At 46.6% G+C, this 26,746-nt stretch carries 27 protein-coding genes; 10 read left to right on the top strand and 17 right to left on the bottom strand.

Annotation, left to right across the window (positions count from 1 at the left end; genetic code table 11):
- Window positions 1–75: 75 nt before the first annotated feature.
- Window positions 76–984 carry an NAD(P)/FAD-dependent oxidoreductase gene (locus ACXAGX_RS14810; protein WP_474839237.1) on the bottom strand — a complete coding sequence of 303 codons (909 nt, stop codon included), beginning with the start codon at window positions 982–984 and terminating at the stop codon, window positions 76–78.
- A 117-nt stretch (window positions 985–1,101) separates the two neighbouring features.
- On the opposite strand from ACXAGX_RS14810, the gene ACXAGX_RS14805 reads away from it, so the two are divergent.
- The 4 genes from ACXAGX_RS14805 (at window position 1,102) to ACXAGX_RS14790 (ending at window position 2,669) form a co-directional block, all read left to right on the top strand.
- Entirely contained in the window at window positions 1,102–1,521 is a 420-nt protein-coding gene (locus tag ACXAGX_RS14805) for an RrF2 family transcriptional regulator (RefSeq protein WP_474824763.1), read from the top strand.
- Between the two features lie 68 nt (window positions 1,522–1,589).
- The gene (locus ACXAGX_RS14800) at window positions 1,590–1,838 is read left to right on the top strand and encodes a hypothetical protein (protein WP_474824762.1); all 249 of its coding nucleotides are present in this window, start codon (window positions 1,590–1,592) and stop codon (window positions 1,836–1,838) included.
- Window positions 1,813–2,361: a YaeQ family protein gene (locus ACXAGX_RS14795; protein ID WP_474839235.1), complete on the top strand. Its 549-nt coding sequence runs from the start codon at window positions 1,813–1,815 to the stop codon at window positions 2,359–2,361. Before ACXAGX_RS14800 ends, ACXAGX_RS14795 begins: the two co-directional genes overlap by 26 nt.
- Window positions 2,361–2,669, top strand: coding sequence for a hypothetical protein (locus ACXAGX_RS14790; RefSeq protein ID WP_474824760.1), 309 nt, complete (start codon window positions 2,361–2,363; stop codon window positions 2,667–2,669). Before ACXAGX_RS14795 ends, ACXAGX_RS14790 begins: the two co-directional genes overlap by 1 nt.
- A gap of 6 nt (window positions 2,670–2,675) precedes the next feature.
- Here ACXAGX_RS14790 and ACXAGX_RS14785 read toward each other — a convergent pair whose 3' ends face one another.
- The 7 genes from ACXAGX_RS14785 to ACXAGX_RS14755 form a co-directional block, all read right to left on the bottom strand.
- Entirely contained in the window at window positions 2,676–3,137 is a 462-nt protein-coding gene (locus tag ACXAGX_RS14785) for a YchJ family protein (RefSeq protein ID WP_474824759.1), read from the bottom strand.
- Between the two features lie 50 nt (window positions 3,138–3,187).
- A complete protein-coding gene (locus ACXAGX_RS14780; RefSeq protein ID WP_474824758.1) occupies window positions 3,188–3,547 on the bottom strand; it encodes a deoxyguanosinetriphosphate triphosphohydrolase in 360 nt (119 codons plus the stop codon).
- A 137-nt stretch (window positions 3,548–3,684) separates the two neighbouring features.
- Window positions 3,685–4,299, bottom strand: a complete 615-nt coding sequence (locus ACXAGX_RS14775) for a protein-methionine-sulfoxide reductase heme-binding subunit MsrQ (protein ID WP_474824757.1) — start codon at window positions 4,297–4,299, stop codon at window positions 3,685–3,687.
- Complete coding sequence (gene msrP / locus ACXAGX_RS14770; RefSeq protein ID WP_474839233.1) at window positions 4,299–5,306, bottom strand: protein-methionine-sulfoxide reductase catalytic subunit MsrP; 1,008 nt, start codon at window positions 5,304–5,306, stop codon at window positions 4,299–4,301. The genes ACXAGX_RS14775 and msrP overlap by 1 nt, the downstream gene beginning before the upstream one ends.
- A gap of 132 nt (window positions 5,307–5,438) precedes the next feature.
- Entirely contained in the window at window positions 5,439–6,773 is a 1,335-nt protein-coding gene (locus ACXAGX_RS14765) for an anti-phage deoxyguanosine triphosphatase (RefSeq protein ID WP_474824755.1), read from the bottom strand.
- A gap of 121 nt (window positions 6,774–6,894) precedes the next feature.
- Window positions 6,895–7,500 (bottom strand): 5'-deoxynucleotidase, encoded by a 606-nt coding sequence (gene yfbR / locus ACXAGX_RS14760; RefSeq protein ID WP_070127772.1) that lies wholly within the window; start codon window positions 7,498–7,500, stop codon window positions 6,895–6,897.
- Window positions 7,501–7,558: 58 nt separating this feature from the next.
- Window positions 7,559–8,788, bottom strand: coding sequence for a pyridoxal phosphate-dependent aminotransferase (locus ACXAGX_RS14755; protein WP_474824754.1), 1,230 nt, complete (start codon window positions 8,786–8,788; stop codon window positions 7,559–7,561).
- A 670-nt stretch (window positions 8,789–9,458) separates the two neighbouring features.
- On the opposite strand from ACXAGX_RS14755, the gene ACXAGX_RS14750 reads away from it, so the two are divergent.
- The gene (locus ACXAGX_RS14750) at window positions 9,459–9,779 is read left to right on the top strand and encodes a DUF3718 domain-containing protein (RefSeq protein WP_070127770.1); all 321 of its coding nucleotides are present in this window, start codon (window positions 9,459–9,461) and stop codon (window positions 9,777–9,779) included.
- Between the two features lie 79 nt (window positions 9,780–9,858).
- Here ACXAGX_RS14750 and ACXAGX_RS14745 read toward each other — a convergent pair whose 3' ends face one another.
- The 6 genes from ACXAGX_RS14745 to ACXAGX_RS14720 all read right to left on the bottom strand — a co-directional run bounded on the left by ACXAGX_RS14745 (window position 9,859) and on the right by ACXAGX_RS14720 (window position 19,765).
- On the bottom strand, window positions 9,859–12,945 hold the full coding sequence (locus tag ACXAGX_RS14745) for an efflux RND transporter permease subunit (RefSeq protein WP_474824753.1): 3,087 nt from the start codon (window positions 12,943–12,945) through the stop codon (window positions 9,859–9,861).
- The gene (locus ACXAGX_RS14740; protein ID WP_474824752.1) at window positions 12,938–16,231 is read right to left on the bottom strand and encodes an efflux RND transporter permease subunit; all 3,294 of its coding nucleotides are present in this window, start codon (window positions 16,229–16,231) and stop codon (window positions 12,938–12,940) included. Before ACXAGX_RS14740 ends, ACXAGX_RS14745 begins: the two co-directional genes overlap by 8 nt.
- 25 nt (window positions 16,232–16,256) lie before the next feature.
- The gene (locus tag ACXAGX_RS14735; protein WP_474824751.1) at window positions 16,257–17,324 is read right to left on the bottom strand and encodes an efflux RND transporter periplasmic adaptor subunit; all 1,068 of its coding nucleotides are present in this window, start codon (window positions 17,322–17,324) and stop codon (window positions 16,257–16,259) included.
- Window positions 17,325–17,537: 213 nt separating this feature from the next.
- Complete coding sequence (locus ACXAGX_RS14730) at window positions 17,538–18,413, bottom strand: multidrug transporter (protein WP_474824750.1); 876 nt, start codon at window positions 18,411–18,413, stop codon at window positions 17,538–17,540.
- 88 nt (window positions 18,414–18,501) lie between these two features.
- Entirely contained in the window at window positions 18,502–18,897 is a 396-nt protein-coding gene (locus tag ACXAGX_RS14725; protein ID WP_474824749.1) for an OsmC family protein, read from the bottom strand.
- 19 nt (window positions 18,898–18,916) lie between these two features.
- Window positions 18,917–19,765, bottom strand: a complete 849-nt coding sequence (locus ACXAGX_RS14720; protein ID WP_474824748.1) for a CvfB family protein — start codon at window positions 19,763–19,765, stop codon at window positions 18,917–18,919.
- A 67-nt stretch (window positions 19,766–19,832) separates the two neighbouring features.
- Here ACXAGX_RS14720 and ACXAGX_RS14715 point away from each other — a divergent pair, with 67 nt between their 5' ends.
- Genes ACXAGX_RS14715 through ACXAGX_RS14700 form a run of 4 tightly spaced genes read left to right on the top strand, consistent with a single transcriptional unit; the run spans window position 19,833 to window position 23,057 of the window.
- Window positions 19,833–20,573, top strand: a complete 741-nt coding sequence (locus ACXAGX_RS14715; RefSeq protein WP_474824747.1) for a 5-oxoprolinase subunit PxpA — start codon at window positions 19,833–19,835, stop codon at window positions 20,571–20,573.
- Window positions 20,557–21,252 (top strand): 5-oxoprolinase subunit PxpB, encoded by a 696-nt coding sequence (gene pxpB, locus ACXAGX_RS14710; RefSeq protein ID WP_474824746.1) that lies wholly within the window; start codon window positions 20,557–20,559, stop codon window positions 21,250–21,252. Before ACXAGX_RS14715 ends, pxpB begins: the two co-directional genes overlap by 17 nt.
- On the top strand, window positions 21,249–22,181 hold the full coding sequence (locus tag ACXAGX_RS14705; RefSeq protein ID WP_474839232.1) for a 5-oxoprolinase subunit C family protein: 933 nt from the start codon (window positions 21,249–21,251) through the stop codon (window positions 22,179–22,181). The genes pxpB and ACXAGX_RS14705 overlap by 4 nt, the downstream gene beginning before the upstream one ends.
- Before the next feature lie 9 nt (window positions 22,182–22,190).
- Window positions 22,191–23,057 carry an aminotransferase class IV gene (locus ACXAGX_RS14700; protein ID WP_474824744.1) on the top strand — a complete coding sequence of 289 codons (867 nt, stop codon included), beginning with the start codon at window positions 22,191–22,193 and terminating at the stop codon, window positions 23,055–23,057.
- Window positions 23,058–23,087: 30 nt separating this feature from the next.
- On the opposite strand, the gene fur is transcribed toward ACXAGX_RS14700, so the two are convergent.
- A complete protein-coding gene (gene fur, locus ACXAGX_RS14695; RefSeq protein WP_474824743.1) occupies window positions 23,088–23,513 on the bottom strand; it encodes a ferric iron uptake transcriptional regulator in 426 nt (141 codons plus the stop codon).
- A 375-nt stretch (window positions 23,514–23,888) separates the two neighbouring features.
- Between fur and ACXAGX_RS14690 the strand changes: the two genes are divergently transcribed.
- Entirely contained in the window at window positions 23,889–25,895 is a 2,007-nt protein-coding gene (locus tag ACXAGX_RS14690; RefSeq protein WP_474839230.1) for a methyl-accepting chemotaxis protein, read from the top strand.
- A gap of 67 nt (window positions 25,896–25,962) precedes the next feature.
- On the opposite strand, the gene fldA is transcribed toward ACXAGX_RS14690, so the two are convergent.
- Together fldA and ACXAGX_RS14680 are read right to left on the bottom strand one after the other, a co-directional pair.
- Entirely contained in the window at window positions 25,963–26,487 is a 525-nt protein-coding gene (fldA, locus tag ACXAGX_RS14685) for a flavodoxin FldA (protein ID WP_070127759.1), read from the bottom strand.
- A gap of 31 nt (window positions 26,488–26,518) precedes the next feature.
- Window positions 26,519–26,737 (bottom strand): DUF2788 domain-containing protein, encoded by a 219-nt coding sequence (locus ACXAGX_RS14680; protein WP_070127758.1) that lies wholly within the window; start codon window positions 26,735–26,737, stop codon window positions 26,519–26,521.
- Between the last annotated feature and the right edge of the window lie 9 nt (window positions 26,738–26,746).

Genomic DNA, 26,746 nt, shown 5'->3' with positions numbered 1-26,746 from the left:
CTCTGTGATAGCAGCTTAAAACCATAAACCACCGGTTGGACGGTTTACTATCACTTGTTGTTTATCCCTGGAACTTTATTGCCCTAAACCTTCGAAAATCAATGATTGATGTGTGCTTATGCCGGTTACAGTACCAGATGCTATTGCTAGTGTACCGCTCTGCATCGGGTTGGACAGGTCTCCCGCAACGTAGACGCCTTTTACAGAACTTTCTTTTAATTCATTCACTTCGACAACTTTCCCTAGCGGAGCATCTGACAAAGATAAACCCAATTGATTCACTAGAGGGGAGGTTATTTCTATCTTGGGGCCGACGTACAATCCACCTAGTGGAATTATCCTTCCATCAGCGAGTTCTACTGACTCCATCTTTTCATCGTTGCCGTTTACCGCAACAACAGGCGAGTGCTCGAAATTCACATTGCGCCCACGTAGAAACATCTCGAAAGCCGGTTCCGGAAAATAAACTCCTTGAGTAAACAAAGTGGTATCTCCCCAATCAGGGATCATCGCGGCTTGATGCATCGACAATTCTGATGTGGCCAGAACACCTAACGCCGTGTTCCGCAACTCATATCCATGACAATACGGACAATGCACTACATTTTTTCCCCAATACTTTTGAAGCCCGGTCAATTCAGGCAATTTATCAGTAATCCCACAAGCCAGAATTAACCGTTTGGCCTTGGCTCTCATGTCTTGTTGCGTTTGAATCGAAAACTGGTTTTCTTGTTGTTCGACAGTAGTTACAGCGTCTTGCCAGAATTCGAAAGTAGGATAAACGAGAAGTTGCTCTAGAGCAGTTTTACGAATTTCGGCAGGTGTTTTTCCGTCCAGGCAAAATACACCGTGCGATGCAGTGGCAAAGCGATTCCTTGGTAAGTTGGTATCAATCACCAAGACTTTTCGCTGTGCACGAACTAACTGCATAGCTGCGGCAAGACCAGCAAAACTACCCCCTACAATAATCACGTCATACATCATTACTAAGCTCCAATATTTTAATGTAACAATTGTTGTTACTTGAGATAGGCTAACATGACTCATGTAACTTTAAAAGTTTCGTGTTAAGATTTGTCTGCATATCAAAGAGAAACAAGAATGAGAAAAGACAGTCGACTTTCACGCGTACTACATGTGTTGATTCACCTGGATGTGCATGAGCATCCAGTGACGTCAGAGAGCATTGCAAAAATGCTCACAACCAACCCTGTCGTTGTTCGCCGTACAATGGCTCTATTGCGGAAGTGCGGGTATGTTGAATCTATTAAAGGGCACAATGGTGGATGGTCGCTGAATCGTCCACTAGCGGAAATTACCTTATTGGATATACACCTGGCATTAGGTGAAAGCAGCGTTTTTACAATCGGTCTTACTGATGAGCACAATAATTGTTTGATTGAGCATGCAGTAAATCGTGCATTAGCGGATGCTATGCATGATGCAGAAGCGGTTCTCCTTCAGCGATTTGGAGAGGTGACGTTAGCAGAGTTGGGTAAAGATTTTGAACCTAATTCTTAACTATTGTTTCCTACTCGAACAACCGATAGAAATTAGGTTATATTGACTAGCCATTCAAGGTGAACAGGATGTCCGCTTCTCAGGGCGAGAGCATGAACGTTCAAATATCGTTCAACGCTACCAAACCCGCCTCCGAATTTACCGGCGCGATTCAACCAAGCCATCAGCAATTCATCAAAACAAATCGACTACAGCGCACCTTGAGTTTTACTGATACTATACGCGGCGACATTACCGGGCAAGAATATCAACCAATTATGATGCCCGGATCAGCACTTATTCGGACATACCATGGCACTGAAAGCGACCATCTTTAAAGCGGACATTTCGATTACCGATATGGACCGTAATTACTATAACGATCACAACTTAACCATTGCTCGACATCCTTCTGAGAACGACGAGCGCATGATGCTGCGGCTGATTGCCTTTATTGTTAATGCCCACGAGCGTCTGCAGTTTACAAAAGGGCTTTCTGACGACGATGTGCCTGATCTCTGGCAGAAAAGTTACAGTGATGAAATCGAGCTTTGGATTGAGCTGGGTCAGCCGTCTGAGCAGAGAATTAAGAAAGGCTGTAATCAGAGTCAACAGATGATGATTTATGCCTATGCAGACAATAGCTTTGATGTGTGGTGGAAAAAAGAAAGCAGCAAACTGCAAATGCGGAAGAATTTATTGGTATTTACTGTGCCTGAAAGCTTGGCCGCGCAATTGGCTGAAGCTGTTCAGCGTTCAATGCAAATTCAGGTTACCATTCAAGATGGCCAAATGTGGTTAACCATTGATGGTTCGGAAACGAGCCAGAGTTTGGAAGTCGACATTCAGAAGCACATGTAATGAAAAAACTCTCTTCAGTACAGTTAAAGCAACAGGCTATTGTTGCCGACGTCTGCGATACCATTGAATCCGAAGGGCGAGCGGCTCTGGCAGGATTTGTTCAATGCTGGTTCAGTGTTGAATATCACCAGTTTCCTGGCTCACTGTTGTTGCGTTTTCAGTTTGAAAATGAAGAGGCGCTGCAATCGGCGGAGCCGGAATTGAAAAGCTGGCAACGATGCCTAAGCGCTATGCTTCTTAAAAAGGGTGTGGTACTAAGAGATATGCGTCGACATTTGTTGTTTACCGTTGCAGGACCTGACGACTAACGAAATCTACCGCAGCTTGGTCATGCAACATTGTTTGTGTTTCTTGCCACTGCCGCAAAAACATGGATCGTTCCGGCCCATTTTAACACTGCCAGTATCGTCATGCATTTCACCGTTATGGTAAAGCCAGTGTCCATCTTCCTGCACAAAAGACGAAGTTTCGTGCATGAGTCCGAGTTTCTTTCCTTCGCTGAACCAAGCTTTGAATTCCACTGTGTCTGTGTCTGCGTGACACACATCGAGATGTAACCAATGTGTATTGGCTGCACTGGCCTGTAGATCCTGAGTGGTTAGCTGGCTTCGTTTTTCTCGGCTGTATGTCGCCAGAACATAATCAAATCGCCCGACTTTGTATGCACTATAACGGGAACGCATTAATTGTTCTGCGTTAGGCGCGGCAATGCCATCGTCTAATAATGGGCCGCAGCATTGCTTATATTCCCGTTGACTGTTGCAGTAACAAAGCATGTTTTACACTCCTGAAGAATCTGGGGCGAGTGTACATGCTAGGCTGATAATTACCAAGGGCCCATAACAACGTTCTTACGTTGCTGGCCATTTTCTTCATTAGTGACTTTCAGGTTAACCACAGAAACCGCATAACGCTGACATAACTGTTTAATAATAACCCGTTGTGCTTCATCTAATGCTAAGTTCTCAACATATATGGTTGTGCATTGACCAGAAGTGATCAACCGGGAGATCCATGCTGGGACTTGTTCTTCGGCGGGCTTCTGCATGCGAATGGTGTGCGGAACATCTTTTTTAAACGCAACAGATTCGGCAAGTAGATAAGACCAACCGCGGATGCGGGTTACTTCTTTAGGTTCACCATCGAATGCAAAACTTAATTGAACTACGTTATTTGAATGTGCCATAACAATGCCTGTTTGTTTGTACAGTGTATAGGTGTACAGTACTTTGTGTTTGTATATTGGGCAAGTTTTTTTTGCATAAAAAAACACCGCAGGTTGTGCGGTGTTTTTTAAGGTTATGATTTAATGGTATTTTTTATCTAAAATTTTTTTAGCTTTGTAAATCGTAAGGCGATGAGCAGTACTGCGGCTATCCAGTAGTATACAGGTTCTTGCCAAGCCGTTTTCAGCGACCAGGTATAATGGAGCACAATAAGCACCAGTGCGAGGTAGACTAAGTTATGCAATGGTTGCCACTTCTGTCGCATTTTTTTACGCACAATCATGGGGGAGGTGATAGTTAAAGCGAACAGAATAAGCAGTGCCAGCATGCCCACAAGAATGTAGGGCCGACTAACGATTTCCTCTGCCACCAGCGACATATCAAACTGCAATTCAAACGCAATATAGGTAAACAGGTGAAACAGTCCATACACAAACACATATACGCCTGCCATTCGCCGACATTTTATTAAATCGCCGCAGGGAAGGCGCCGAGCGAGCTGTGAAAGACAAAGACTGAAAAACAACATGAGCAACGCAATAATGCCGCTTGAGTGCAACAATGCTTCAACGGGGTCGCCGCCAAGATTATCGTTCACCCCAGCCATGAATAGCCAAACGAGATAGCCAAGTGCCAGACAGTGATAAAGAGCCTTGATGCCATTTACCTGCAACTTTGTTAAACGGACGGGTCGGTTAAACAGCGTTTTCATTAATAGTTTCTGGTTAAATCCATGCCGGTATACAAACTTGCCACTTCCTCATAACCATTGAATGGTAACGTTGGGATACGCTTCTGGTTAAACAAGCCACCTGTCGTGATACGTCTTTCACTGGCCTGACTCCATCGAGGGTGATCTACCGCAGGATTCACGTTTGCGTAAAAACCGTATTCCTGATGGGCCAGTCGTTTCCAGGTTGTAGGGGGCTCTTTGTCAGTAAGCGTAATTTTCACCACCGATTTGATGCTTTTAAAGCCGTATTTCCATGGCACAACGAGTCGAATGGGCGCGCCATTTTGCGGAGGAAGGGTTTTACCGTACACACCGACCGACAACATAGTCAGCGGGTGAGTAGCTTCATCGATACGTAAACCTTCAACATAGGGGTAGTCGATGCCACCACCGACAAAGCGGCTTTTCTGCCCGGGCATTTGTTTCGGATCGTACAACGTTTGGAAGGCGACATATTTGGCGCTGGATAATGGCTTAACGGCTGCAAGTACGCTACTTAACTGAAAGCCCGTCCATGGGATCACCATCGACCAGGCTTCCACACAGCGCATGCGATAAATTCTCTCCTCAAGCGCGAACTTACTGTAGAGATCTTCATAGTTCAGAGTAAGCGGTTTCTCTACCAGACCATCGATGGTGAGCGACCAGGGATCAACATTAAAGCCTTGTGCGTTTTCAACCGGATCACCTTTGTCGGTGCCGAACTCATAGAAGTTATTAAATGAGCTGACCTTGTCATACGGCGTTAACGTTTCATCAATAGCGAACTTTTCATTACGGGTATAATCGAGATCACGACTTTGAAAGACCGACTTTTCCTCATCGTCGTCGGTAAACCAGCCGAAAGCCGATACGGGTTGGCTCATCAACGAACCCAGTCCGATGAAACCCATGGACTTCAATAACTGTCTGCGTTGAGCGTATACCGATTCATCGGTAACGTCGTTGTCGGTAAGCTTCACTGATGGCTTGAAAAGGCGAGGCATCTGAAATCCTTTAGTTGTGCTATTTACTCATTGATACTCAATGGACCACAAACAGACCGGATAAATTTCAATTAAATTTCTGTCATCCAGAATAAACCGCTACTTCTAAGCTTTGACTTGACCGCTGGCAGGTTAGTTAAATCCGTCGAACTGCGCCGTTTGGTTGGGCAAAAACAGGCTAGCATACATACGTGCTGCGAAATCGTCAGTCATGCCAGAAATGTAATCCGCTATAACTCTAAAACCGTTGTCGAATTGTTGCGCTCTCTGCCAGCGTGCCCGGGTGTTGTCTGGTAATAATCGTTCTGGCTCAGCACTGAATGCTTCGAACAATTCCATTACGGTTTGTTGCCCTTTGAACTCAAGAATTTGTACTTCGGTTTTGCGGATCACGAATTTAAGAACGAAGTCTTTAAAAAGCGCCAGTGCAGCAGAGTGGTCTTCAGGCATTACTGCCTGATAACGCAGCAGAGGGTGGGTAAATACCTCTAGGCTACGAATTTCGATGGCGGTGATAAAGCTGTTCACCAGTGCGCCGATGGCATTTTTACGCTTGTGATGGGTATTACTGAATAAGCGCTCAGTCAGCGATAAAATGTTGTCGGAAAGCCAAGGCACACCAAGTTTGTTCAATGGCACCGCAACGGCTTCCATAAAGGTGCTTTGGTTTACCATCTTCATCACAATGGCATCTTCAAGATCATGAATGCCGTAAGCGATGTCGTCAGCCAGTTCCATAATTGAGCAATCAAACGATTTAAAGCGGGTTTTGCCGTGTTTAACATCCGATTGGGTGAAGCCCATGAATTGTTCACGATCGTGATGATCAAGAGGCTCCAGTAACCAGTCAAACAGGGGCTGATCGCAGCGATACAAGCCCTTTGGTGGATGCCAGTGTGACGCCTGTAATTGTCGGTATGAAGATGGCCGTGTGCCTAAACAGGCTGGATTGGTAAGGGTGTCGATAAAATTCGGATACTTTACCAGCCCAAGTACGCTGCGCCGACACAGATTCATACCGTGGTTTTGGGTGTAGGGCTCAAGTTCACAAATGATACGAAACGTTTGCCCGTTCCCTTCGAACCCTCCGTGGTCGTGCATCATGTAATTTAAGGCAATTTCTCCACCATGACCAAACGGCGGATGGCCGATATCATGAGCCAGGCACAGGGTTTCAATTAAGCTGGCGTCCAGTTGTAACTCTTCCGTTTGCTTTGGAAACTTACCTTGTAACTGGGCGGTAATGCCGGTACCAATTTGCGCGGCTTCCAATGAATGGGTGAGGCGGGTACGGTAGAAGTCGCTTAAACCGGCACCGAGAACCTGTGTTTTTGCCTGTAAACGCCGGAATGCGGCGGAGTGTAGCACCCGTGCTTTGTCACGCTGATAAGGATTGCGATGATCACCATCGCGAGATTGGTTACGGGGAAGGCGTCGTTCACACCAGGGAGAAGAAAAATCCAGCATTATGTTACTGACCTGTCACTGCTTTTCAGGCAATTGGCTAAAATTAAAACATACCACTGATTGACGGTTTACACCAACTGGCGGTTTGTACATGCATTATCAAATCGGCAAAGCAAAAGTTTTAAATATCTTGCTGGGACAGTTCGTCAACGCTGACTAAACAATTATCGGTGAAGGTATCGAACAGAAACCGAACTTCTGGCAACTTTTCTTTAAAGTGCGCCAGCATGCCGTCGAGACGATCGCGAACGGGAATAAATTCACGGTTACCAAACGCAATTTCATCGCAGGCTTTGAGGTAGGCAGAAATTAAATCGGCTGCTTTAACCAGTGTTTTGTATTCCGGATCAACCTGCTGTTGTATGACTAATGAGGAAAAGTGCTTTTGCAGTGAGGCTGGTAACGAGGCGATACATTCCCGTTCTGCCACATCTTCAAGCTTCTTAAACTCGCGAGTAATATGGGGGTTATGATATTTGGTCACATGGTTAATATCAGATAACTTGGTTTCTGAAACTTCATGATACAGGGCTACGGTAGCTGCTCTGTCCGGATTTAGGGTACCACCGAAATGTTCATTGCGGATCACCGCCAGCAGATGCGCGATAACAGCAACCTGATGGGAGTGCTCGGCTATATTTTCCTGTTTCACAGTGTGCATGAGTGACCAGCGTTTGATCAGCGGCATGCGTAAAATCCAGGCCAGGAAGGTGCTTTGCTTTTTCATATCAGGTTGTCCGTAAAGAAGGTTACGTTAACGGGTACTGACTTTCCCCGTTAACCGATCATACCGCCGGACCGTGCTGACGATAGTGTTTAAAGAATGAACCAATACGGGCGAGGGCGGGTTGCAGAATATCTGCATGGGGCAGAAACACCAGGCGAAAATAGCAGCCTTCCTGTAGATTAAAGGCGCGACCGTGCACTAACAGGATTTTCTCTTCATTCAGCAGGTCGAATATCATCTGCTCATCATTGCTGATGTTGAATTTCTGCGCGTCTACCCGGGCGAAACAATACATGGCACCTTTGGGTTTCACGCAGTGAATGCCAGGAATATCGTTAAGCATGTTAGCAGCAACGTCACGCTGCATTTTTAGGCGACCACCGTCGTGTACCAGGTCATTAATACTCTGGTAACCCCCTAAAGCCGTTTGGATGGCACTTTGACAGGGCACATTGGCACACATTCGCATAGAGGCGAGCATGCTGATCCCTTCAATATAGTCTTTAGCGACACGCTTATTGCCACTTACCAGCAACCAACCTGCGCGGAAACCCGCAACACGATAGTTTTTAGACAACCCGCCAAGGGTAACAAAGAAGACTTCGTCGGTTAGCGACGCAATGCAGGTATGCTTATAGCCGTCGTAAAGGATCTTGTCGTAGATCTCGTCGGAGAAAATGACCAGGCCATGCTCTTTCGCCACATCGACCACTTGTTGCAGCAGTGCTTTATCGTAAACAGCACCGGTGGGGTTGTTCGGGTTAATCAACACAATAGCACGGGTACGACTGGTGATCTTACTTTTAATATCGTCGATATCCGGGAACCAATCCGCTTCTTCGTCGCAGCGGTAGTGTACCGGTGTGCCAGATGACAAACTAACCGCAGCTGTCCACAGCGGATAATCTGGCGCAGGCAGCAATACTTCATCGCCGGTATTCAACAGCGCCTGCATGGACATCATGATCATTTCACTCACACCATTACCGATAAAGATATCGTTAATGCGAATGTCCTGAATGTTCATCTGCTGGTAATACTGCATTACCGCTACACGGGCAGCATAAATACCTGAAGAATCTGAGTATCCCTGGGATGTGGGCAGATTATAAATCACATCTTTAAGAATATCGTCTGGCGCTTCGAAGCCGAAAGGCGCTGGGTTACCAATATTCAGTTTTAAAATGCGATGCCCCTCATCTTCCATTTTGCGTGCTTGCGCAGCAATTGGACCTCGAATGTCATAGCATACATTGTCCAGTTTATGAGAGCGTTCTACAGGTTTCATTGCGGTATCGATTAGTCGTGAAATAAGGTCAGACAGGGTATCCCATAGAGCAGGGGGATGTTAAGTGGATTTTGTTATCTTTATCATCATTTTATACTGATATTGCAAAATAGTGTTTACCCATTGATTTGATTACCAGCAAATGACTCAGATAGCTTTCATCGTTAGAGGGCGAATTAGTGGTGCTATAAACACGAAATTAAGTAACAGGAACGCATAAAATTTAGCCAGGGCAATATCGCTCGTGATGCATATTTGCCTAAAAAAATACCACTTTACTTAGTCAAAAGTAGGGTTGAAATGTAGTTTTATTACAGAATTTGGTGCTATTTATAGGTCCTTGACCCCGTAAAAGCCGTTAAATTTTGTTAAACTTTCAGTTTGGCTACGGCAAAAAGTGTCATTTCAAGCATATTTTTTAGATTTTATTTATCATTAATTAAATTTTTATATTCTCTATTGTTATATCGGGCTCTTGTTTGTTTCGTAAATTCAATTACTTACAAATGTGAATAAATGAGCGCATTAGGTTTTACTAACCTGTTACCCACCTGAAACAATAATACAACAGCATTTACGCGCATTTTGTAGGATAAATATAAACGTCGAGAGGGCACAGGGTCCTTGAGGCAATAACAACAAGTTCGCCAAAACTTCTGAGGAAATAACTATGAAAGCTATCGTAAAATCTATCGCTGCTGTATTAACTGTTGCTGCTGTATCTTCGCCTGCACTTGCTGCTGACAAAGAATACCGTTTTGTAGGTGACACGCAATTTGCTGGTTTCTGTAAAGCTGTTGCAACTAACGACGTTCGTGCACTGCGCGTTAACCTGAGCCGTAACGTAGGTCGTATCGCTGCTACTGAACGTGAAGTTCTGCGTATGGTTACTGCTGAAGACGGTCTGACTTGTAACGGTGAAAACCTGGTTGATTTCTCAGTAAAACGTGATGCATCAGACGTACACGAGTTCCTGGTTTCACGTAGCTAATTGTGGGTTGGCTAAAGAACAGGGTGAATACCATTCCTCCGTTGGATATTCGCCCTGCTCAATAGCACCGCAACTTTCTCTACTCGGACTTAGCGCTCAGCAATCTGTCCACTTTCAATTTGCTACTTCTTAGCATCTTGCCCACTTGATATCGCATACGCAATAGCGCCACATACGTGAGTGGAACCAGAATTAAGCTGGTAAGCGTTGAAAACACCAAACCCCCAATGATTGCTATCGCCATCGGTGAATAAGCGGGGCCATCGCCGCCAATTCTTGTGGTACCTACAGCGAGCGGGATCAGACCCAAAATTGTTGTGGCTACTGTCATTAATACCGGGCGAATACGCGTCATACAACCTTCAATGACCGCTTCATATAAAGACATACCTTGAACAATCAGTTGGTTGATACGGTCTACCAGCACAATGCCATTGTTTACCACAATGCCCATTAAGATTAGCATCCCTATCATTCCCATTACCGACATAGCGGTGCCTGTAATCAAGAAGGCCCAAAAAACGCCGGTAAACGAGAACAACAACGACGTGATCACCGCTGTAGGTAACAAGATTGATTCAAACAGGGCAGCCATAACGATGTAAATCATGCAGATGGCCAACAGCATGTTCATCTGCATCACTGCAGCCGCTTCGTCTTGCCTACGGAAACTGCCATCTAACGTCCACTGATAGCCGGTAGGCATGACAATATATTGCATGGCATTTTCAATGCGTTCGCGCGCTTCTTCAACAGTGAGATCTTCACTGAGGTTTGCGCCAATAGATAGAGCGGTTTGGCGATAAAAACGGCGGATCTCAGAAAGTTGAGGCTTCATGGTGATATTCGCCACCATATCAAGGGTTATTGGGCGACCATCTTGTTGGCTAATCACAACGCTTTTTAGTGTTTGTAACGACGCTGCAGCAGGCTCACCAAACTTCAATTGAACGCCTATTTCTCCACTGTCGCCGTAGCGGAAAGTTCGCAAGTTACTGCCACGTAATGCCGTGCTGATAAGACTGGCAACATCTCTGGGTTTTATGCCCAGGCGCCAGGCTTTTTCACTGTTAACCTTAATTTGATATTCCTGTTTTACTGCACCTACGTCGGCTTTCACATCGTCTAACCCATCGATAGATGCGAGCACGGGGACGATATTGTCAGCCAGTTCTCGCAGGCGGGTAGTGGAATCGCCCAATAACGTTACTCGAACACCACCGCCACCACCGCTGTTCCATTGAAAAGACGGACGAGCACGAGCAAACTTTGGCATATCTTCGCGGATCATTTCTTTAATGTCTGACGCCGGGATCGGCAGATCATCTTCCAGGGTAATACGGGAGGTGGCGTGTCCCGCTTCGAAATAACTATAAACCTGCTTTATATGGTATTCCTGCTGGTGGCTATACAGAAATTCTTCCATTTTAACCACGGTGCGTTCTACTTCTTCCAAACTATAATTCTGGGTAACGTGGTAGTTTAGCCAGAAACCGTCTTCGTCGTCGTTACCTTCATCGTCACCACTCACAGCTCCCATGGGGATAGCCGTGCTGATCAAAATAATCATGGCTATCAACCCGGTGACTTTTTGGTGCTTTAGCGACCATCTTAGTACGTTGCCATAGCGGATAATGTAACCAGGTTGGCTCAGGCTTTTCTGTTCCGGCACTTTTATTTTTGACACCAGTAACGGGATCAATGTTTGCGACAATAACAGCGAAGCAAACAGAGAAATACAAATCGCAATGGCCACATGTTCGAGGAAAATCGTGATGTCGATTTTGACGCCAACAATATTTGGCAAGAACACAATGGCGGTGGTGGCGGTACCCGCGATAACTGCCAAGCTCACCCGGTTTATGCCGGTTTGTGTTGCGCGCAGCGCGTTGCTGTCGGTCTGACGAGCCTGAAAAATACTCTCGGTGACGACAACGGCATTGTCTACCAGCATGCCCACGGCCAGCATTAAACCCATCAGTGACAGTATATTTAGCGTGTAACCCATGAGGTACATGAGGCCAAGGGTGATACAAATTGAAAAGGGCACAGAGAGCACCACGATAAGCGTAGATGACAGCTGTCTGAGGAAGGCATACAAAACAATCACCGATAGCAGCGCACCTAGCAATCCGGCGGCAATGAGATCGCCAAGGGAGGAGCTCACGCTTTTAGCAGTATCTTCCATGACAAATAAGTTGATACCGTTAAATTCTGGGTCCGTTTCTGCTTTTTTAATGACCGCCATCACGCTGTCGGCCACTTCAACCAGGTTGCTTCCGGATTCACGATAAATGTTAAAGCCAACGGCATAAGTGCGATCAAGGTGACGCCCTTCGTCGCGTTCAGGACTTTCAAGTCCAACGTCGGCAATGTCCTTTAATTTCACGCCGGGACGCACGATAAAGTTCTTGAAATCGTCAATGTGGGTGAATTCGCCCATGGGATTCACCAACACTTTATTTTCTGTGCCGAGGGCACCAGCGCTGGCTGAAAAATTAACCTGACGCAAGCGCTGCACTAATGCTGGCGTATCGATGTTCATAGCAGCCAATTTGGTGGGATTCAGATGGATCACGATTTGCTTTTTCAGTACACCATAGAGTTCCACTTTTGATACGCCGGGTACGCGTTCTAATGGCTTTTTAAGATTGCGATCTAATAAATCGTAAGCGTTACTCAAATCTCGCTCACTGGACACCCGTAACTGAAAAACGGGCATATCATTGGTGTTGAATTTAAACACCAGAATGCGTTCTACATCGTCTGGCAAGGTGTTGCGGATGGTATCAATTTTCTCCCGGGCCTCGATGCTCTTGGCTTTGATGTTCTCATCCCAGTCGAATTCAATGAACACCTGGGCACGGTTTTCATAAGATGTGGCCTGTATGCGCTTGATACCCGACATGGTAGCGAGTACCTCCTCAAGCGGACGAGTGATCATGCGCTCAACTTCAGCGGGGGTGGCATCTTCGTAGGGGACTTCCACAACGATTTGTGGAATATCAATACCTGGGAATTTTTCCAGTGGCAGTAAACGTGACGCCACGGCACCGAAAATCAGCATTGATAAAAAGCACATACACACGGTGACCGGATGACTCAGGGCAAACCTGGCTAAACCCGCTCCTGAACTGCGCGGCGACGGTACTTCTTGCTTATCCATAAGTGCGCTCTCCGCTTTCGTTCGCCAGTTCCGTGTTTGTCGTACGGAACGTTTTGGTATCAAACAATTGATACAAAACTGGAATTAACACCAGTGTGAGAAGGGTGGCAAACACCAGTCCAAAAATGACCGTTACAGCCATTGGTGTGCGCACTTCCGCGCCATCGCCAAAACCAATAGCCATGGGTAATAGCCCCAGTACAGTGGTGAGGGTGGTCATAATGATGGGGCGCAGTCGGCTTTTGCCTGCGTCGATAATGGCTGCTTGTTTCTGCATGCCTGCTGCCCGCGATTGGTTAATTTTGTCCACCAGTACAATAGCGTTGTTTACCACAATGCCGCATAGCATGATTAAACCGATAAACACCACCACGGATACATTGGTACCTGTGAGCCACAATCCGAACAGGGAGCCGGCACCGGCTAAAGGTACTGAAAACAAAATAAGTAAGGGGTGTAAAAGCGACTCAAACTGCGAGGCCATAACCAGGTACACCATGAATACTGCCAGCGCGAGTGCAAATTGTAGTGAGGCAAAGCTTTCTTCCATGTCTTCGCTTTGACCGGCTACTTTGGCCTTCATGGATAAGGGGAGTGACACTGTAGCGAGGAGATCTTCAGCTTGGCTAACGGCTTCAGCCAGATCGCCATAAGCCAGGTTAGCGCTAATTAGCACCACACGTTGTTGACTCACGCGGGTAATTTCCCCCGGACCGGTGCTCATGAAAACATCGGCTACAGCAGAGAGCGGTACGGGATAATCACTGTCAGGATTAACAATAATATTGCGTACGTCGTCTACATTATCTCGTTGTCGCTGCTGGTTGCGAACCAATACATCGATTTTTCGATCTTCAAGACTGTATTGTGTTGCCACTGTGCCGCCAACCTGAGCAGCAATAACATCAGATACCGCTTTTGCATCGAGCTCTAATCTGGCCAGGCGAGCTTCATTGAAGGCAATTTTGAGCTCGGGATTACCAGACTGCAACGTCGTTGTAATATCGGTAAATCGGGAGTCTTGTGCTAGTCTGTCCATGATTAACTGACTGTAACGTTGCAATTGTGACAGTTCATACCCCTGAAGCTGTATTTGCAGTGGAGCGGCAAAACTGAAGAGTTCTGGCTCGCCAAACTTGCTTTGTACACCGGCTTTAGACGCCAAAAAAACACGCATACTTTGTTTAACGGCATCAATGTTTAATTGACTGCTGCCTGGCTGCATCACTACGTTTAACTGTCCCCAATGATCGCCGCCTTGCGAGGGCGCAGCACTTAGCAAACTACCGGTTCCGGCAAGAGAATACGTACGTGCCACATGGGGTTGTGCATTTGTCACCTCAGCCAGTTCCGCCAAGAGCGCATCGGTACGTTCAACCCGGGAGCCAGCCGGTAAATTTACTTCTGCGTAAAATTCACCTTGCGACATTTTAGGAATAAGCTCTACGCCAATGCCAGGGATCAGCAATAAGGATGAACCGGTGAGCAGGGCAGCAATGCCAAGCACTAGCACGGGTTGCTTGAGTGCTGCACGAATAATGCTATCGTAAGTGCGTCCAAGCACAGAAAAGCCTATTGCCACAAAAGCGGTAAGCGGTCGAAATATAAACCCCAGTACCATCGATGTTACCCGCCACAGGCCCAGGCAAAGTGTCATTAGTACATAGGGTAAATAAACAAATACCACACGAAACGGCAAGGTTAGCGCAAATACTGCCCAGGCGACAAAGCCCTGTCGTGGCGGCTTTGGTGGTGTCTCAAAGGTATCAGCGTGGGCGGGCGAGGTATTTCGTGAACGGGCTGCCAGTGCTGGGATCAAAGTTAATGCGACTATCAAAGACGCAGCGAGAGCAAATGACACCGTCATCGCTTGGTCGCTAAACAACTGACCGGCTACGCCGTCTACAAAAATCAATGGTACAAAAACAGCCATGGTTGTGAGGGTTGAAGCAACGATAGCACCTGCTACTTCTCGGGTGCCTCGCTCGGCAGCCCGGGCATTGTCACCCGGTTGAGATTTGCGGTGACGGTCGATGTTTTCGAGTACCACTATACTGTTGTCTACCAGCAGGCCCACTGCCAAGGCAATACCACCCAAGCTCATGATGTTCAGACTGATATCGTTGCCGTACATTAAATTGAACGTGGCAATAACTGAAACAGGAATCGATACGGAAATGATCAGGGTGGTCCAGAAATCTCGAAGGAACAGGTAGATGACCAGCATGGCGAGTAAGCCACCGATAATCGCTGATGTTTTTACATCATCGATAGCCTGCTTTATGAAGGTACTTTGGTTATAGATGGTTTCCAGATAATAATTCTGTGGCAGAGCGTCATGCAGAGAAGTGAGCTCTTGATTAACACGGCGAGCCACATCTACGGAGTTGGCATCACCTTCTTTGTAAATGGCAATTTCAGTACCTTCAACACCGTTAAAACGGGTGATAGCATCTCGCTCTTTGTAACTGTTTTGTATGCTTGCCACGTCTTTAAGTTGAACATTTCGGCCCTCGAACTGGCTGAGAAACACGTTTCCAATATCGTTAAGGCTGTCGAATTCGTTCAGTGTGCGTACCAGGAAAGCCTGTGAACTCGCGTTTAGGCGCCCACCGGCGGCATTCACATTTTCTTCTTGTAGACGGGTAATGATCTGGCTCACGCTTACGCCGAGCTGACTGGCTTTACGTGGGTCTACTAATACCTGAACTTCATTTTCCAGCCCGCCACCCAAGCGAACCGATGCGACACCTTCCACCGACTCTAGCTTGCGTTTAATTTGTTCTTCAGCAAAAAGTCGCAACGTTTTCATCTGACTAATTCGCTGTTCAGTATTGGTGCTTGCGGCATTTTCATTAAGTGACAAACCGAGCTTCATCACCGGGTCCATGCCTGGATTGAACTTCAATAGGCGGGGTTTCTCAACATCTAGCGGCAATTGCAGAATGTCGAGCTTTTCACGGACTTCAAGCGCAGCAAAGTCCATGTCAGTACCCCAACTGAACTTTAAAACGACATCCGATTGTCCGGCCCGGGAAATGGATCGCACATCTTTTACGCCTTTTACCACGCCGACCGCTTCTTCAATAGGTTTGCTTACCAATTGTTCCAACTCGGCAGGCGCTGCGCCTTCGTAATCTGTGCGAATGGTTAAGGTTGGGTAGGAGAGTTCAGGGAGTAGGTTAACGGAAAGCCTGCTCAACGACACCATACCAAAAAGTAAGATGGCTGCGGTGAACATGGCGATAGCTACCGGGCGGTTAACCGCCAGTTTTACGATATTCATAGTAAACAGTCCTTTTTAAAACAAATCAGCTGTTTACAACTTCAACTGGTGTTTGGTCCTTGAGGTTCTGGTGACCGACGGTAACCACGGTCTCGCTGCCTACCAGGCCGCTTGTAATTTCAACCATATCGCTGTTTTCGAAACCCAAGGTAACGGGTACCTTTAGCGCTTTTCCTTCGCGCACCACGAACACAGTGCTTTGATTATCAATACTGATCAATGCCTGGCGCGGTAACAGTGGTGTATCTGAACGGGTGTCATAATTCAGTGCAACTTCGGAGAACATGCCAGCCTTTAATTGTTCTTTGTCGTTAGGAACGGTTAGCGTCACTTTAAATGTGCCGGTGGTGGCATCGATGACCGGACTGATTCGTTCTACCCGGGCGGTCACGGTTTCATTCGCCAGGGCTGGAATTGTAAGGGTAGCGGCTTGTGCTTTTTTAATACGAGAGAGCTCGCTTTCTGGCAGGTAAACAATACCTTGTAGGGCTTTTTGCTGAACAATGTGGAACATGCGTTCACGTTGGAAGGATTCTGTGAGGTTCCCTACCTTGGCATTACGCTCTGCAATGTAGCCGCTGATTGGTGCGGTAATGGTGGTTTCTTTTAAATCCAATTCGGCTAACTCTACATTGGCGCGTGCAGATTGATACTGTGCCGTGAGCTTTTGAAATGCATCATCACTCACCAGTTTACGGGAGTAAACCTTGTTAATTTTCGCCAGTTCCTGCTCGATACCAGCTAGATCAGCCCGAGCCTTTTCGAGGTTCAATTCATATCGACGTTTATCGAGTTGCGCCAGCACCTGGCCTTTCTCGACGTAATCGCCTTCTTCAACCAAAATGTGTTCAATGATCCCGGCTGCTCTGGCGACCACAAACGCTTCTTCCTTGGCTTCGAGGATCGCTGTGGTGGCGTAATTTGAAGAAATGACACCCCGCGTAATGGTGGTGGTTTCCACCGGAATGCTAACAACAATAACGTCTTTTTTCTTATCGTCTACGGCGCCAGCATCGCCGCAACCAGTGAGTAGTGAGGTGAGCATCCCTAGAGTAAGAGAGGCAGCTAAGAGATGTGTTTTCTTCGTTTCCATGGTCAAAACCCGCAAGGTGAACTGTTATTAGTTATAGGCGATTATGAGCATCGTGCATGCCAAGGTGTGGGGAACAAAATAATATGTTTTAAATCAGTATGTTATTTTTATTTGTAAGATGTGGTGAATTTGAAGAGTCGCTAAATGTGGTCTGAATAACTATTTAATGGTGAATGCCGCCATTGTTATATGGCGGCATTAGGCGAGGCGTTGTTACGTCCACATGACACAAATGGCCGCTGCCGAAATTAACAGCAAGCCGGCTATTTCGTTCCGTTTAACCGGAGTTTTAAGCATCCATGCGGATATCAACATGGTGGTGAGCACTTCAACCTGACCGAGTGTTTTCACATAAGCCACATACTGAATACTCATGGCACTGAACCAGCACATAGAACCAAAGCAACTGGTTGTACTGGCAGCCAGCGTGAGCGGTAATTGACGGCGAAGTTGGCCAAACACTTCGGGTTCTTTTACCGCGATGTAGCCGGCCAGTAACGCGGTTTGCACACACAGCACCCATAACAATACCCAGGCGGCGCTAACCGGAAACGGTACGTCGAGAAGTTGAGCAGCTTCACGGACATACAATGAGGTAAGGGCGAAGCTACCGCCACAAGCAAGACCAATTAGCGCCGTTTTGATGCTTAGTTCACCCTTTCGGGTTGCACCACTTAATACAAAAACAGCAACAGCGCCTACAACAATCCCAACCCAACCGAGTAGCGAAAGCTGGCTACCGAAAAACAGCGTGCCAAGGACTGCTGCCACCAAAGCTTCGCTCTTTGCCAGCCCTGCGCCTACGGCAAAGTTCTTTTGTTTGAACAGCGTCACCATTAAGAAGGTGGCGACAATTTGCATCACTGCAGATATACAAACAAACCCAATGAACTTCATTGAAAATGAAGGTACCGATACCGAATAAAACTGATACAGGCCGATAAGATATACAAGCGCGATAGGTGGAGCAAAAAGAAAGCGGGCGAGGGTAACGCCGGAGGTATTTACTTTTGCACCGAGCTTGCTTTGGAAGGCATTTCTGAACGTTTGAAAAAGGACAGCGCCCAGGGTAAGAAATATCCAGGTCAAAATCTGGTTTACCTTTTGGAATTAAGCGATTGAGAGAAATAAAACGAAGACGCCAGAGTGGCGTCTTCACATGTTTGGTATTCGTTTTTTAGCTGAGAATTTCGTAGCTGGTTTCAATGTCCACATTGCCGGCGAGCATAAGCATCACGGAACAGTATTTTTCTGCTGATAACTGTACGGCACGAGCAACGGCTTTATCGGTAATACCGGTGCCTTTCACTTCATAGTGAGCATGAATTTTAGTGAATACCCGAGGTGGGTTTTCAGCCCGTTCTGCATTGAGCTCACATTCACAGTGCTCAATCTCAAAACGGCCTTTCTTTAAAATATCCACAACATCAATACTTGAACAACTTCCCGCCGCAATCAACACCGATTCCATGGGGGAAATAGCCTGGCCATTGCCATCCATCACCGTTTTGTATCCGGAATCTGTTGTACCGGTAAACGTAAGGTCGTTGTCCCAGATAACTTTTGCTTTCATTTATACCTTGTCCTTAACCTTATTTGTTCAGTCTAATGGCAGTTTTATCAATGGAAATACGACGCTGTTTATACAGTGCCCCCAGCGCCTTTTTATAAGCGGCCTTACTCACATTAAAATGTGAATAAATTTCCTCTGGTTTACTTTTGTCGGTTAGCGTGGAAACGCCGCCATGCGCCTCTAAATCGTCGAGAATGGCTTCTTCCAACGTTTTACGACCGGCTTTATCGGTGCGCTGTAGGGCAACATCAATTTTGCCGTCTTCACGTACCGTTTTTACAAACGCTTCCAATTCCTGGCCGATGCGTAATTTCTTGTAGGCATCACTGTGAAAAATAAGTCCCAGATATTGCTTCTCGATGACAACCTTAAAGCCCAGTTCGGTTTTTCCGTAAACAATGCAATTAATCGCATCGCCGGCTTTCAAATAAGGCGCACTTTCTTTCAGGAATCGATGCAGCTTGGTGGCACCTAAAATACGGTTAGTACTTTCATCAATATAAATATGCACTACATAGTGCATGCCTTCATTTACCGGCGTTTCCTGCATCCCTGATGGTACCAGCAAATCACGGTCTGCACCCCAGTCGAAGAAGCCGCCAAAATGTGTCGCACCCACGGCCTTAAGTACCACCGTTTCGCCCACATTCGCTATGGGAGCATTGGGCCAGGCTTCGAGATTGCCGGTTTCATCCAGACCAACGAACACACTAAGCTCGTCTCCTGGCTTAACAGGCTGATCTAAATCTGTGGCTTTTTCGTGAGAAAGCAGTACAAGGGGATCGTTGTCGTCACCGGTAGTGAGGTGAAAGCCGAAAGGTAATTCTTCGGCAACGCGTAAAAGATTGATTTTTCCAATGTCTATCATCAGGGACTGACTGTAAAAGTAAATACAGGTAGTATGATAACGAATTGTCGGAGTTAGCTAAACCATTATGAAGTTGAATTGCGATTTGGGTGAGAGTTTTGGGGCCTGGACCATGCCGGTAGATGCCTCGGTAATGGATTATATCGACCAGGCCAATATTGCCTGTGGCTTTCATGCTGGCGATCCGGTTGTTATGAAACAGGCAATTAAAGCCGCAGCTAGCGCTGGTGTAACAATAGGTGCGCATCCTTCTTATCCTGATTTACAAGGTTTTGGCCGACGCTCAATGGCCATGTCCCCTTTAGAACTCAAAGCCTGTATTCAATATCAGGTGGCGGCCCTGAGCGGCATGGCAGTGTGTGAAGGTGAAACCGTGCGCTACGTTAAGCCCCACGGCGCACTGTATAACGATTTGATGCAAGACAAGCGCATCCGTCAGACCGTGATGGAGGCGGTGGCTGAAATCGGCAACGGCAAGTTGACATTGATGATTCAAGCGCACCCTTCGGCAAATCTGTTGCGTGAAGAAGCGGCGCAGTTTTCACTACCGTTGATGTTTGAAGCGTTTGCCGATCGTCGCTATACCGATGATGGCTATCTGATGTCTCGGCGACTCGCGGGGGCTGTGCTTAACACGCAACAAGCTGAAACACAGGTGCGTCAACTACTTGCCGATGGCACTGTGACAACAGAAAGTGGCCGCCAGCTACCGCTGGAAGTCGATACGTTATGTGTACACGGCGATTCAACCGGCGCTGTGGAAATGGTAAAAACCTTCAGGACGATGCTAAATGATGCAGCCATTTAATGCCGTCAGCCGTATTGAGTATGCCGGGTTGGATGGACTGATATTATACTTCTCAGACAACGATACTCAGGCAACCAGTGCCAGAGTGTCGAATTGTCATCAGGCATTGAAAGCCGCCTCGCCAATTTGGCTTCGTGAAGCCATACCGTCGTTTGATTCTCTGCTAGTCATCTTCGATCCATTCGCTATTGATGATCATGGTGTGTATCAGTTTATTCGCCAATTACCCGTTAGCCAGGATAATGTCATTGCCGGTAAACACCACCGTATTCCCGTGTGGTACGGCGCGCCTGGAGCCAATGATTTGGAAGATATTGCTCGTTTAACCGGCCTCAGTAAAGATGGCATTATCAATACCCATACAGCCACCACATATCGTGTTTACGCGGTGGGGTTTGCGCCAGGTTTTGCTTACCTGGGTGACAGTGCTGATACCTTAAACGTGCCCCGACGACAATCGCCTCGTACCGCCGTTCCCGTTGGTGCTGTGGCCCTGGCCGATAAACAAAGTGCGGTTTACCCGCAGCGCTCGCCCGGCGGATGGCAGTTACTCGGACTTACGCCGGTAGCCATGTTTCGCTCTGGGGCAGAGCAACCGGCGCTATTAAACATGGGCGATACGGTATCGTTTTATGGTATCGACGAAGACACATTTCGACAGTGGGATATACAAGCATGACGGCGCTTAACGTAATCAGCCCTGGAATTGTGAGTCTGCTGGTGGATGGCGGTCGAATTGGTATGCAGGACCAGGGTTTCTCAGGCTCTGGTCCGTTGGACCCCATGAGTTTTCGGTTTGCTCAGTGGTTGTGTGGTAATGCTATCGACACCGCAGCCATCGAAATTGTGGGGAATGCCGCTTTTCGTTTTAATATGGCGGCTACCATTGCCTTATGCGGGCCCGATGTTCACCTCACCATTGATGACTGCGAATTTCCGACCTGGCAAACGGTAACGGTAAAGCCCGGGCAAACTATTCAAGTATCGGCTGAGCAAATAGGGCAGCGCTATTATCTTGCGGTGTCGGCGGATTGGCAGGTTCCCACAGTGGCAGGTTCGGCTTGTACCGTAATGCGAGAAAAACTGGGTGGGCTTAGAGGGGACGGTTCGCCGCTGAAGGCGGGAGATGATTTGCCAATGAAGGCAAGAGCAATAACTCCGACCAGAAAAATACCGTCTTCGTTACGTCCTGATTTTTCATTATCCACAGCTGTCGACATTATTCCGGGTTATCAGCATCTTGCCTTTGACAGCGTGACGCAAGCAACCTTCTATTCATCTGTTTATACCGTTGCGCCGCAAAGCGATCGTATGGGCATGCGGTTGTCGGGGGCCGCTGTGCCAAGTTCGTTAACGGCGATGCGTTCAGAGGGGATTAATTTCGGTTCTGTACAGGTGCCATCCGATGGTCAGCCAATTATAATGCTCGCCGATCGGCAAACCTTGGGCGGTTATCCCAAAATTGGCGTTGTTGCCAGTTACGACATCCCGCGATTAGCCCAGGCCGTGGCAGGAAGTGAACTTGCTTTTACACCTGTCGATGCAAACAATGCCAGAAGTATCTGGCTTCTCAAAGAAACTAAGATTAAACGATTTTTTCAGGAATAAGTGTTACTGATGACAACGGCTTTTTTAAACGATTCGTATCTTCCGCTGGAAGAAGCCAGAATATCTCCTATGGACCGTGGTTTTCTCTTTGGCGACGGTATCTATGAAGTAATTCCCACTCTTGGCGGCAAGCCCGTTGGCATGGGCGCACACCTGTCTCGACTGCAAGACGGTCTTGATGCGTTGTCTATTACCAATCCTAAATCCGAAATAGAATGGCGTGAACTGGTCTCTGCGCTGGTGCAGAAAAACGCACAACATCTTCAGTCTGACTCTGTTGGAATTTATATTCAGGTTTCCCGAGGCACCGTGATGAATAGGGCGCATGGGTATCCGGAAGATATTCCGCCAACGGTGTTTGCCTTTGCTTTTGCTACGGCTGCGCCGCCAGTTGAAGACATAAACAAAGTGCCTGTTTTTTCCGTGATCACCGGTGAAGATAAACGCTGGCAACGCTGCAATATTAAATCGACCTCTTTGCTAGGTAACGTAATGCATTTTCAGCAAGGCAAAAGTGCCGGAAAGCAGGAAATAATCTTACTGAACCACAAAGGCGAAGTTACCGAAGCAAGTGCGTGCAATGTATTTGTCGTAAAAGACGGCGTAATTATGACCCCACCTCTCGATAATCAAATTCTACCGGGTATCACCCGTAAACTGGTGATCGACAGCCTCAAGCTTGAGGGGATTGAGGTGCAGCAGAAGCCCATAACGAAAGCCTTACTGGATAATGCCGATGAGGTTTGGTTGACCAGTTCAAGCAAAGAAATCGCGCCTGTGACATCGGTAGATGACAAACCGGTAGGTAGCGGCAAAGTCGGGGATATTTGGCTACAAGCTATTCGCGTGTTTAATCGCCACAAATTTGAGTTGTAAAAAAAGCCTGCTTCAAAGCAGGCTTTTTTCTTATTCTGTTTTGTCACAGTTGCCGTCTTTACATTCACCGTAAAGATAGAGGCTGTGATGCGTTAGCTTTATGTTGTTCCGTTCAGCAATTTCGATCTGACGTTGTTCAATAAGCTCATCTTCAAACTCAATAACTTTGCCACACTTTAGGCAAACGAGATGGTCGTGGTGTTCTTTATGGCTGATTTCGAAAACTGACTTACCGCCTTCAAAATGGTGACGGTTAAGAATGCCCGCATCGTCGAATTGGTTAAGGACGCGATACACGGTAGCCAGACCAATTTCTTCGCCCTGATCAATCAGGATCTTATACACGTCTTCAGCGCTGATATGCTGATTAGCCGGCTCCTGCAGTATCTGCAGAATTTTTAAACGAGGAAGCGTGACCTTTAGGCCCGCTTTTTTCAGTTCTTTATTTTGATCCATAGATAACCACTTCTATACGCACTTTTATTTAATCGCTCATTATAGGTACTTTGTTTTCATTTGAAAGTACATGCCGACGAATTCTTCACATTTATTTGCGCTTGTTGATGCGCACTATTCATTTTTTCACCAGTGATAACGATGTGAGAGTAAAACGATTTCCCTCAGTATTTTAACAAAAATAAAACATGTTATTTTATTATCAGATTAATAAGGTTAATCTTAAAGACAGGTATGACCTCTTGTAATTCAGTCAATATGCAGGTCAAAAGGCGATGTTAATTTTCGACTGAATTACGCAAAAAATAACAATATAAATTAAGATTATCAGTGCAATGCACTGATTTCATGATTACAAAGGGTTGAGACCGTCTAATGCGCTTAACAGTAGTTCAAAAAATCACATTGGGTTTTGCTTTATTTGGCTCCCTGCTCCTTACTACCAGCTTGCTTGCTTACCTGGGTTTAACCGACATTCGGCAATCTGCCCGTGCCGTGGTAGAAGAAAAAATGCCGCTGCAAACGAGTATGATGTCGCTTAAAACCGATAGCCAGCTATTGGCCAACATATCGGTAAACGGTTATTTCACCGAAGAAGCCACAGCGCTCAAAGAAAACCACGCGGAATTCGCTGCACTAAGTGAAGTATTGGCTGAAGAGATGTCGGTGTTCGACACGCACTTTTCGAATAATCAGGAAGCTGCACAGGCTGTAGAGTCCACTCAGTTATTTATTAGTGAAAGCATGAAAATGTATGCTGCCCTGGAAGAGAGCAAAGAAGACCAGTTTGCTTTGGCTAAGAAACTAACCAGTGCCCAGGCGCACATCAATGAAGCTGGTGCGTTGATGATGGATTTAAGCTTTCTTGAGTCGGACCAGCCTGGTTTTGATGCGCTAGCGGGCCTGGGGACGAACATCGATAACAAGCTCATTACGCTCAGTGCGTTAGTGGGTGAACTTGTCGAATCGGTTAAACCAAACCAGTCCGCTAAATTATTATCAGACCTCAATTATCAACTGAGCAACCTGGATGTTGATAAAGCGTACTTTTTACGCTCAGCCGACGGCATGGATACAGACGGCATTGTAGAGAAATTTCAATCTGAATATGCCGAGGTAGTGCGATTTATTGAAGGTGACAACGGCATAATTGCTCTGCAAGAAAATAAAATAGCGCGTATCGAGCTTGCAGCAAATAGCAGACTTATTGCCAATCATGCCTTCACCGACGCCATGGCGACAATTAATACGCTCTATGATGAAGTGTCTGCAGAAACCCTCGAAGGACAAAACCTTATTCTCGACACGGTTCAGGATAGTTTACTCGATACTCTCATTGTGTGCGGTATTGGCCTGTTGGCAGCTGTCGTACTTACCTTAACCGTGAGAAAGAGCATCGCGGGGCCACTGGGCAGAATTAACGCTGGGCTCGGGCGCTTGAGTCAGGGGGATTTATCTTATCGTTTGGCACAAGATGGTAACGATGAATTTGCTGATCTCGCTGCAAAGGTAAACAGCTTGGCTGATGCTCTGCGAGAACTTATCGGTAACATTCAGGATAAAGAGCGTGCCGTACTTAGCGTTGCTCAGGAAAGCATGAAAATGGGCGAACGCAGTTTGTCGCTGGTGGATCAACAACGAGATCGGGTGCACCAAACTTCAGCTGACACCGATAATGTCCGTGAAACCAGTCAGAAAAACCTGGCGATGATTGAACAAGCGCTTAATGAGTTAAATGGCGTGGCCGAACAAGCAAGGGCAACGTCTGATATGGTGAAGCAAAATCGTCAGCAGGTCGCAGAGCAATCTGCGCAGGCGCTGGAATCTGCAACTATTATCGGTCGTCTTGAAGAAAACAGTAAAAATATCGGCTCTATTCTTGATGTCATTAAAACCATTGCAGAACAAACAAACTTGCTTGCGCTGAATGCTGCCATTGAAGCAGCTCGGGCAGGAGAGCAGGGGCGAGGTTTCGCGGTGGTGGCTGATGAAGTACGGACTCTGGCCAACCGTACCCAGAATTCTACAGAAGAAATTGAGAGTATGATTGGTAGTTTACAGCGTGATGCGCAAAACGCGGTAACAGCCATTAACATCAGTAAAGAAAAAGCAGAACAGGGCGTGTCGGTGAGTGAGCAGGTTTATCAGCAAGTGAACGACATTAGCGATGTTATCGCTAAGCTACAGGCTTTCAATGAATCTTTTGTACAAGATACCCATGCGCAGAATGCATTACTAACCGCAGTGGCAGGTAATCTTGATGCGATTGTTAAATTGGCAGACGAAAGTGCGCAAAGCACACGCCAGGCCAATGAGTCGAGTGGCCGTGTAGACAAACAAATGGAGGGCTTAAGGGCGGTAATTGAGCGCTTTAAGGTTTAAATTAAAACAACTTAACACAGGTACAAAAAAACGGGCTGCAGCCCGTTTTCTTTTAAAAGTATATGCTTTAAGCCAATTCAGCTAAACATAACTCTTCGTGAAGCTGCTTACACCAGGCGCGAACACGCTCTTCAGTGAGTTCAGGCTGACGATCTTCATCGATACCTAAGCCAACGAAATGATCATCGTCTGCCATGCCCTTGGAGGCTTCAAAGTCATAACCTTCAGTAGGCCATTGACCAACCAGAATAGCACCACGGGGTTCTACGATATCGCGTACCATGCCCATGGCATCCAGGAAATATTCTGCGTAGTCTTCCTGGTCTCCGCAACCAAAAATCGCGACCAGTTTATCATTGAAATCGATCTCTTCCAGTTCAGGGAAAAAATCATCCCAGTCGCATTGTGCTTCACCGTAATACCAGGTTGGAATGCCGAAGATAAGCAAATCAAACTCTGCGATCTGTTCTTTGGTACTTTTTGCGATATCCTGAACATCAATCAGGTTTTTACCTAATTCTTTTTGAATCATTTTCGCAACGTGTTCGGTATTTCCTGTGTCGCTACCGAAAAACAAGCCAACACTTGCCATAATTAACCTCTGTCCGATATATCTTGTGAAATTACACGCCAGTGCTCAGGAAGAACAACTCAATGATACCTTTGGCAACGAAACCCAGTGCACCCAGGCCAAGTACTCCGTAGGCCACCACGCGACCAATCAACGGTACATCATTACTTTTCAAAACATCATGAACGGCGTAGCCCATTAACAGAAACAGGCCAATCAGGCCCAAAGTGAACATGATGGATTCGATGGTTTCGTAATTTTCAGCAAGCATAGTTTTACT

The organism is Alteromonas sp. ABV4_515 (assembly GCF_056160345.1).
The sequence above is the reverse complement of the archived record's forward strand: the minus strand, read 5'-3'. Positions and strand labels throughout refer to the sequence as shown.

Excerpts from the sequence above, each read along its gene's own strand:
- fldA (WP_070127759.1), bottom strand. The coding sequence starts at position 26,487 with ATGGCAAGTGTTGGCTTGTTTTTCGGTAGCGACACAGGAAATACCGAA.
- ACXAGX_RS14740 (WP_474824752.1), bottom strand. The coding sequence starts at position 16,231 with ATGAATATCGTAAAACTGGCGGTTAACCGCCCGGTAGCTATCGCCATG.
- pxpB (WP_474824746.1), top strand. The coding sequence starts at position 20,557 with ATGATGCAGCCATTTAATGCCGTCAGCCGTATTGAGTATGCCGGGTTG.
- ACXAGX_RS14795 (WP_474839235.1), top strand. The coding sequence starts at position 1,813 with ATGGCACTGAAAGCGACCATCTTTAAAGCGGACATTTCGATTACCGAT.
- ACXAGX_RS14715 (WP_474824747.1), top strand. The coding sequence starts at position 19,833 with ATGAAGTTGAATTGCGATTTGGGTGAGAGTTTTGGGGCCTGGACCATG.
- ACXAGX_RS14750 (WP_070127770.1), top strand. The coding sequence starts at position 9,459 with ATGAAAGCTATCGTAAAATCTATCGCTGCTGTATTAACTGTTGCTGCT.
- ACXAGX_RS14800 (WP_474824762.1), top strand. The coding sequence starts at position 1,590 with ATGTCCGCTTCTCAGGGCGAGAGCATGAACGTTCAAATATCGTTCAAC.
- ACXAGX_RS14775 (WP_474824757.1), bottom strand. The coding sequence starts at position 4,299 with ATGAAAACGCTGTTTAACCGACCCGTCCGTTTAACAAAGTTGCAGGTA.
- ACXAGX_RS14755 (WP_474824754.1), bottom strand. The coding sequence starts at position 8,788 with ATGAAACCTGTAGAACGCTCTCATAAACTGGACAATGTATGCTATGAC.
- ACXAGX_RS14680 (WP_070127758.1), bottom strand. The coding sequence starts at position 26,737 with ATGCTTGCTGAAAATTACGAAACCATCGAATCCATCATGTTCACTTTG.
- ACXAGX_RS14735 (WP_474824751.1), bottom strand. The coding sequence starts at position 17,324 with ATGGAAACGAAGAAAACACATCTCTTAGCTGCCTCTCTTACTCTAGGG.
- ACXAGX_RS14790 (WP_474824760.1), top strand. The coding sequence starts at position 2,361 with ATGAAAAAACTCTCTTCAGTACAGTTAAAGCAACAGGCTATTGTTGCC.
- ACXAGX_RS14745 (WP_474824753.1), bottom strand. The coding sequence starts at position 12,945 with ATGGATAAGCAAGAAGTACCGTCGCCGCGCAGTTCAGGAGCGGGTTTA.
- ACXAGX_RS14765 (WP_474824755.1), bottom strand. The coding sequence starts at position 6,773 with ATGCTGGATTTTTCTTCTCCCTGGTGTGAACGACGCCTTCCCCGTAAC.
- ACXAGX_RS14725 (WP_474824749.1), bottom strand. The coding sequence starts at position 18,897 with ATGAAAGCAAAAGTTATCTGGGACAACGACCTTACGTTTACCGGTACA.
- ACXAGX_RS14690 (WP_474839230.1), top strand. The coding sequence starts at position 23,889 with ATGCGCTTAACAGTAGTTCAAAAAATCACATTGGGTTTTGCTTTATTT.
- ACXAGX_RS14785 (WP_474824759.1), bottom strand. The coding sequence starts at position 3,137 with ATGCTTTGTTACTGCAACAGTCAACGGGAATATAAGCAATGCTGCGGC.
- fur (WP_474824743.1), bottom strand. The coding sequence starts at position 23,513 with ATGGATCAAAATAAAGAACTGAAAAAAGCGGGCCTAAAGGTCACGCTT.
- ACXAGX_RS14780 (WP_474824758.1), bottom strand. The coding sequence starts at position 3,547 with ATGGCACATTCAAATAACGTAGTTCAATTAAGTTTTGCATTCGATGGT.
- ACXAGX_RS14705 (WP_474839232.1), top strand. The coding sequence starts at position 21,249 with ATGACGGCGCTTAACGTAATCAGCCCTGGAATTGTGAGTCTGCTGGTG.
- ACXAGX_RS14805 (WP_474824763.1), top strand. The coding sequence starts at position 1,102 with ATGAGAAAAGACAGTCGACTTTCACGCGTACTACATGTGTTGATTCAC.
- ACXAGX_RS14810 (WP_474839237.1), bottom strand. The coding sequence starts at position 984 with ATGATGTATGACGTGATTATTGTAGGGGGTAGTTTTGCTGGTCTTGCC.
- ACXAGX_RS14720 (WP_474824748.1), bottom strand. The coding sequence starts at position 19,765 with ATGATAGACATTGGAAAAATCAATCTTTTACGCGTTGCCGAAGAATTA.
- ACXAGX_RS14700 (WP_474824744.1), top strand. The coding sequence starts at position 22,191 with ATGACAACGGCTTTTTTAAACGATTCGTATCTTCCGCTGGAAGAAGCC.
- msrP (WP_474839233.1), bottom strand. The coding sequence starts at position 5,306 with ATGCCTCGCCTTTTCAAGCCATCAGTGAAGCTTACCGACAACGACGTT.
- yfbR (WP_070127772.1), bottom strand. The coding sequence starts at position 7,500 with ATGAAAAAGCAAAGCACCTTCCTGGCCTGGATTTTACGCATGCCGCTG.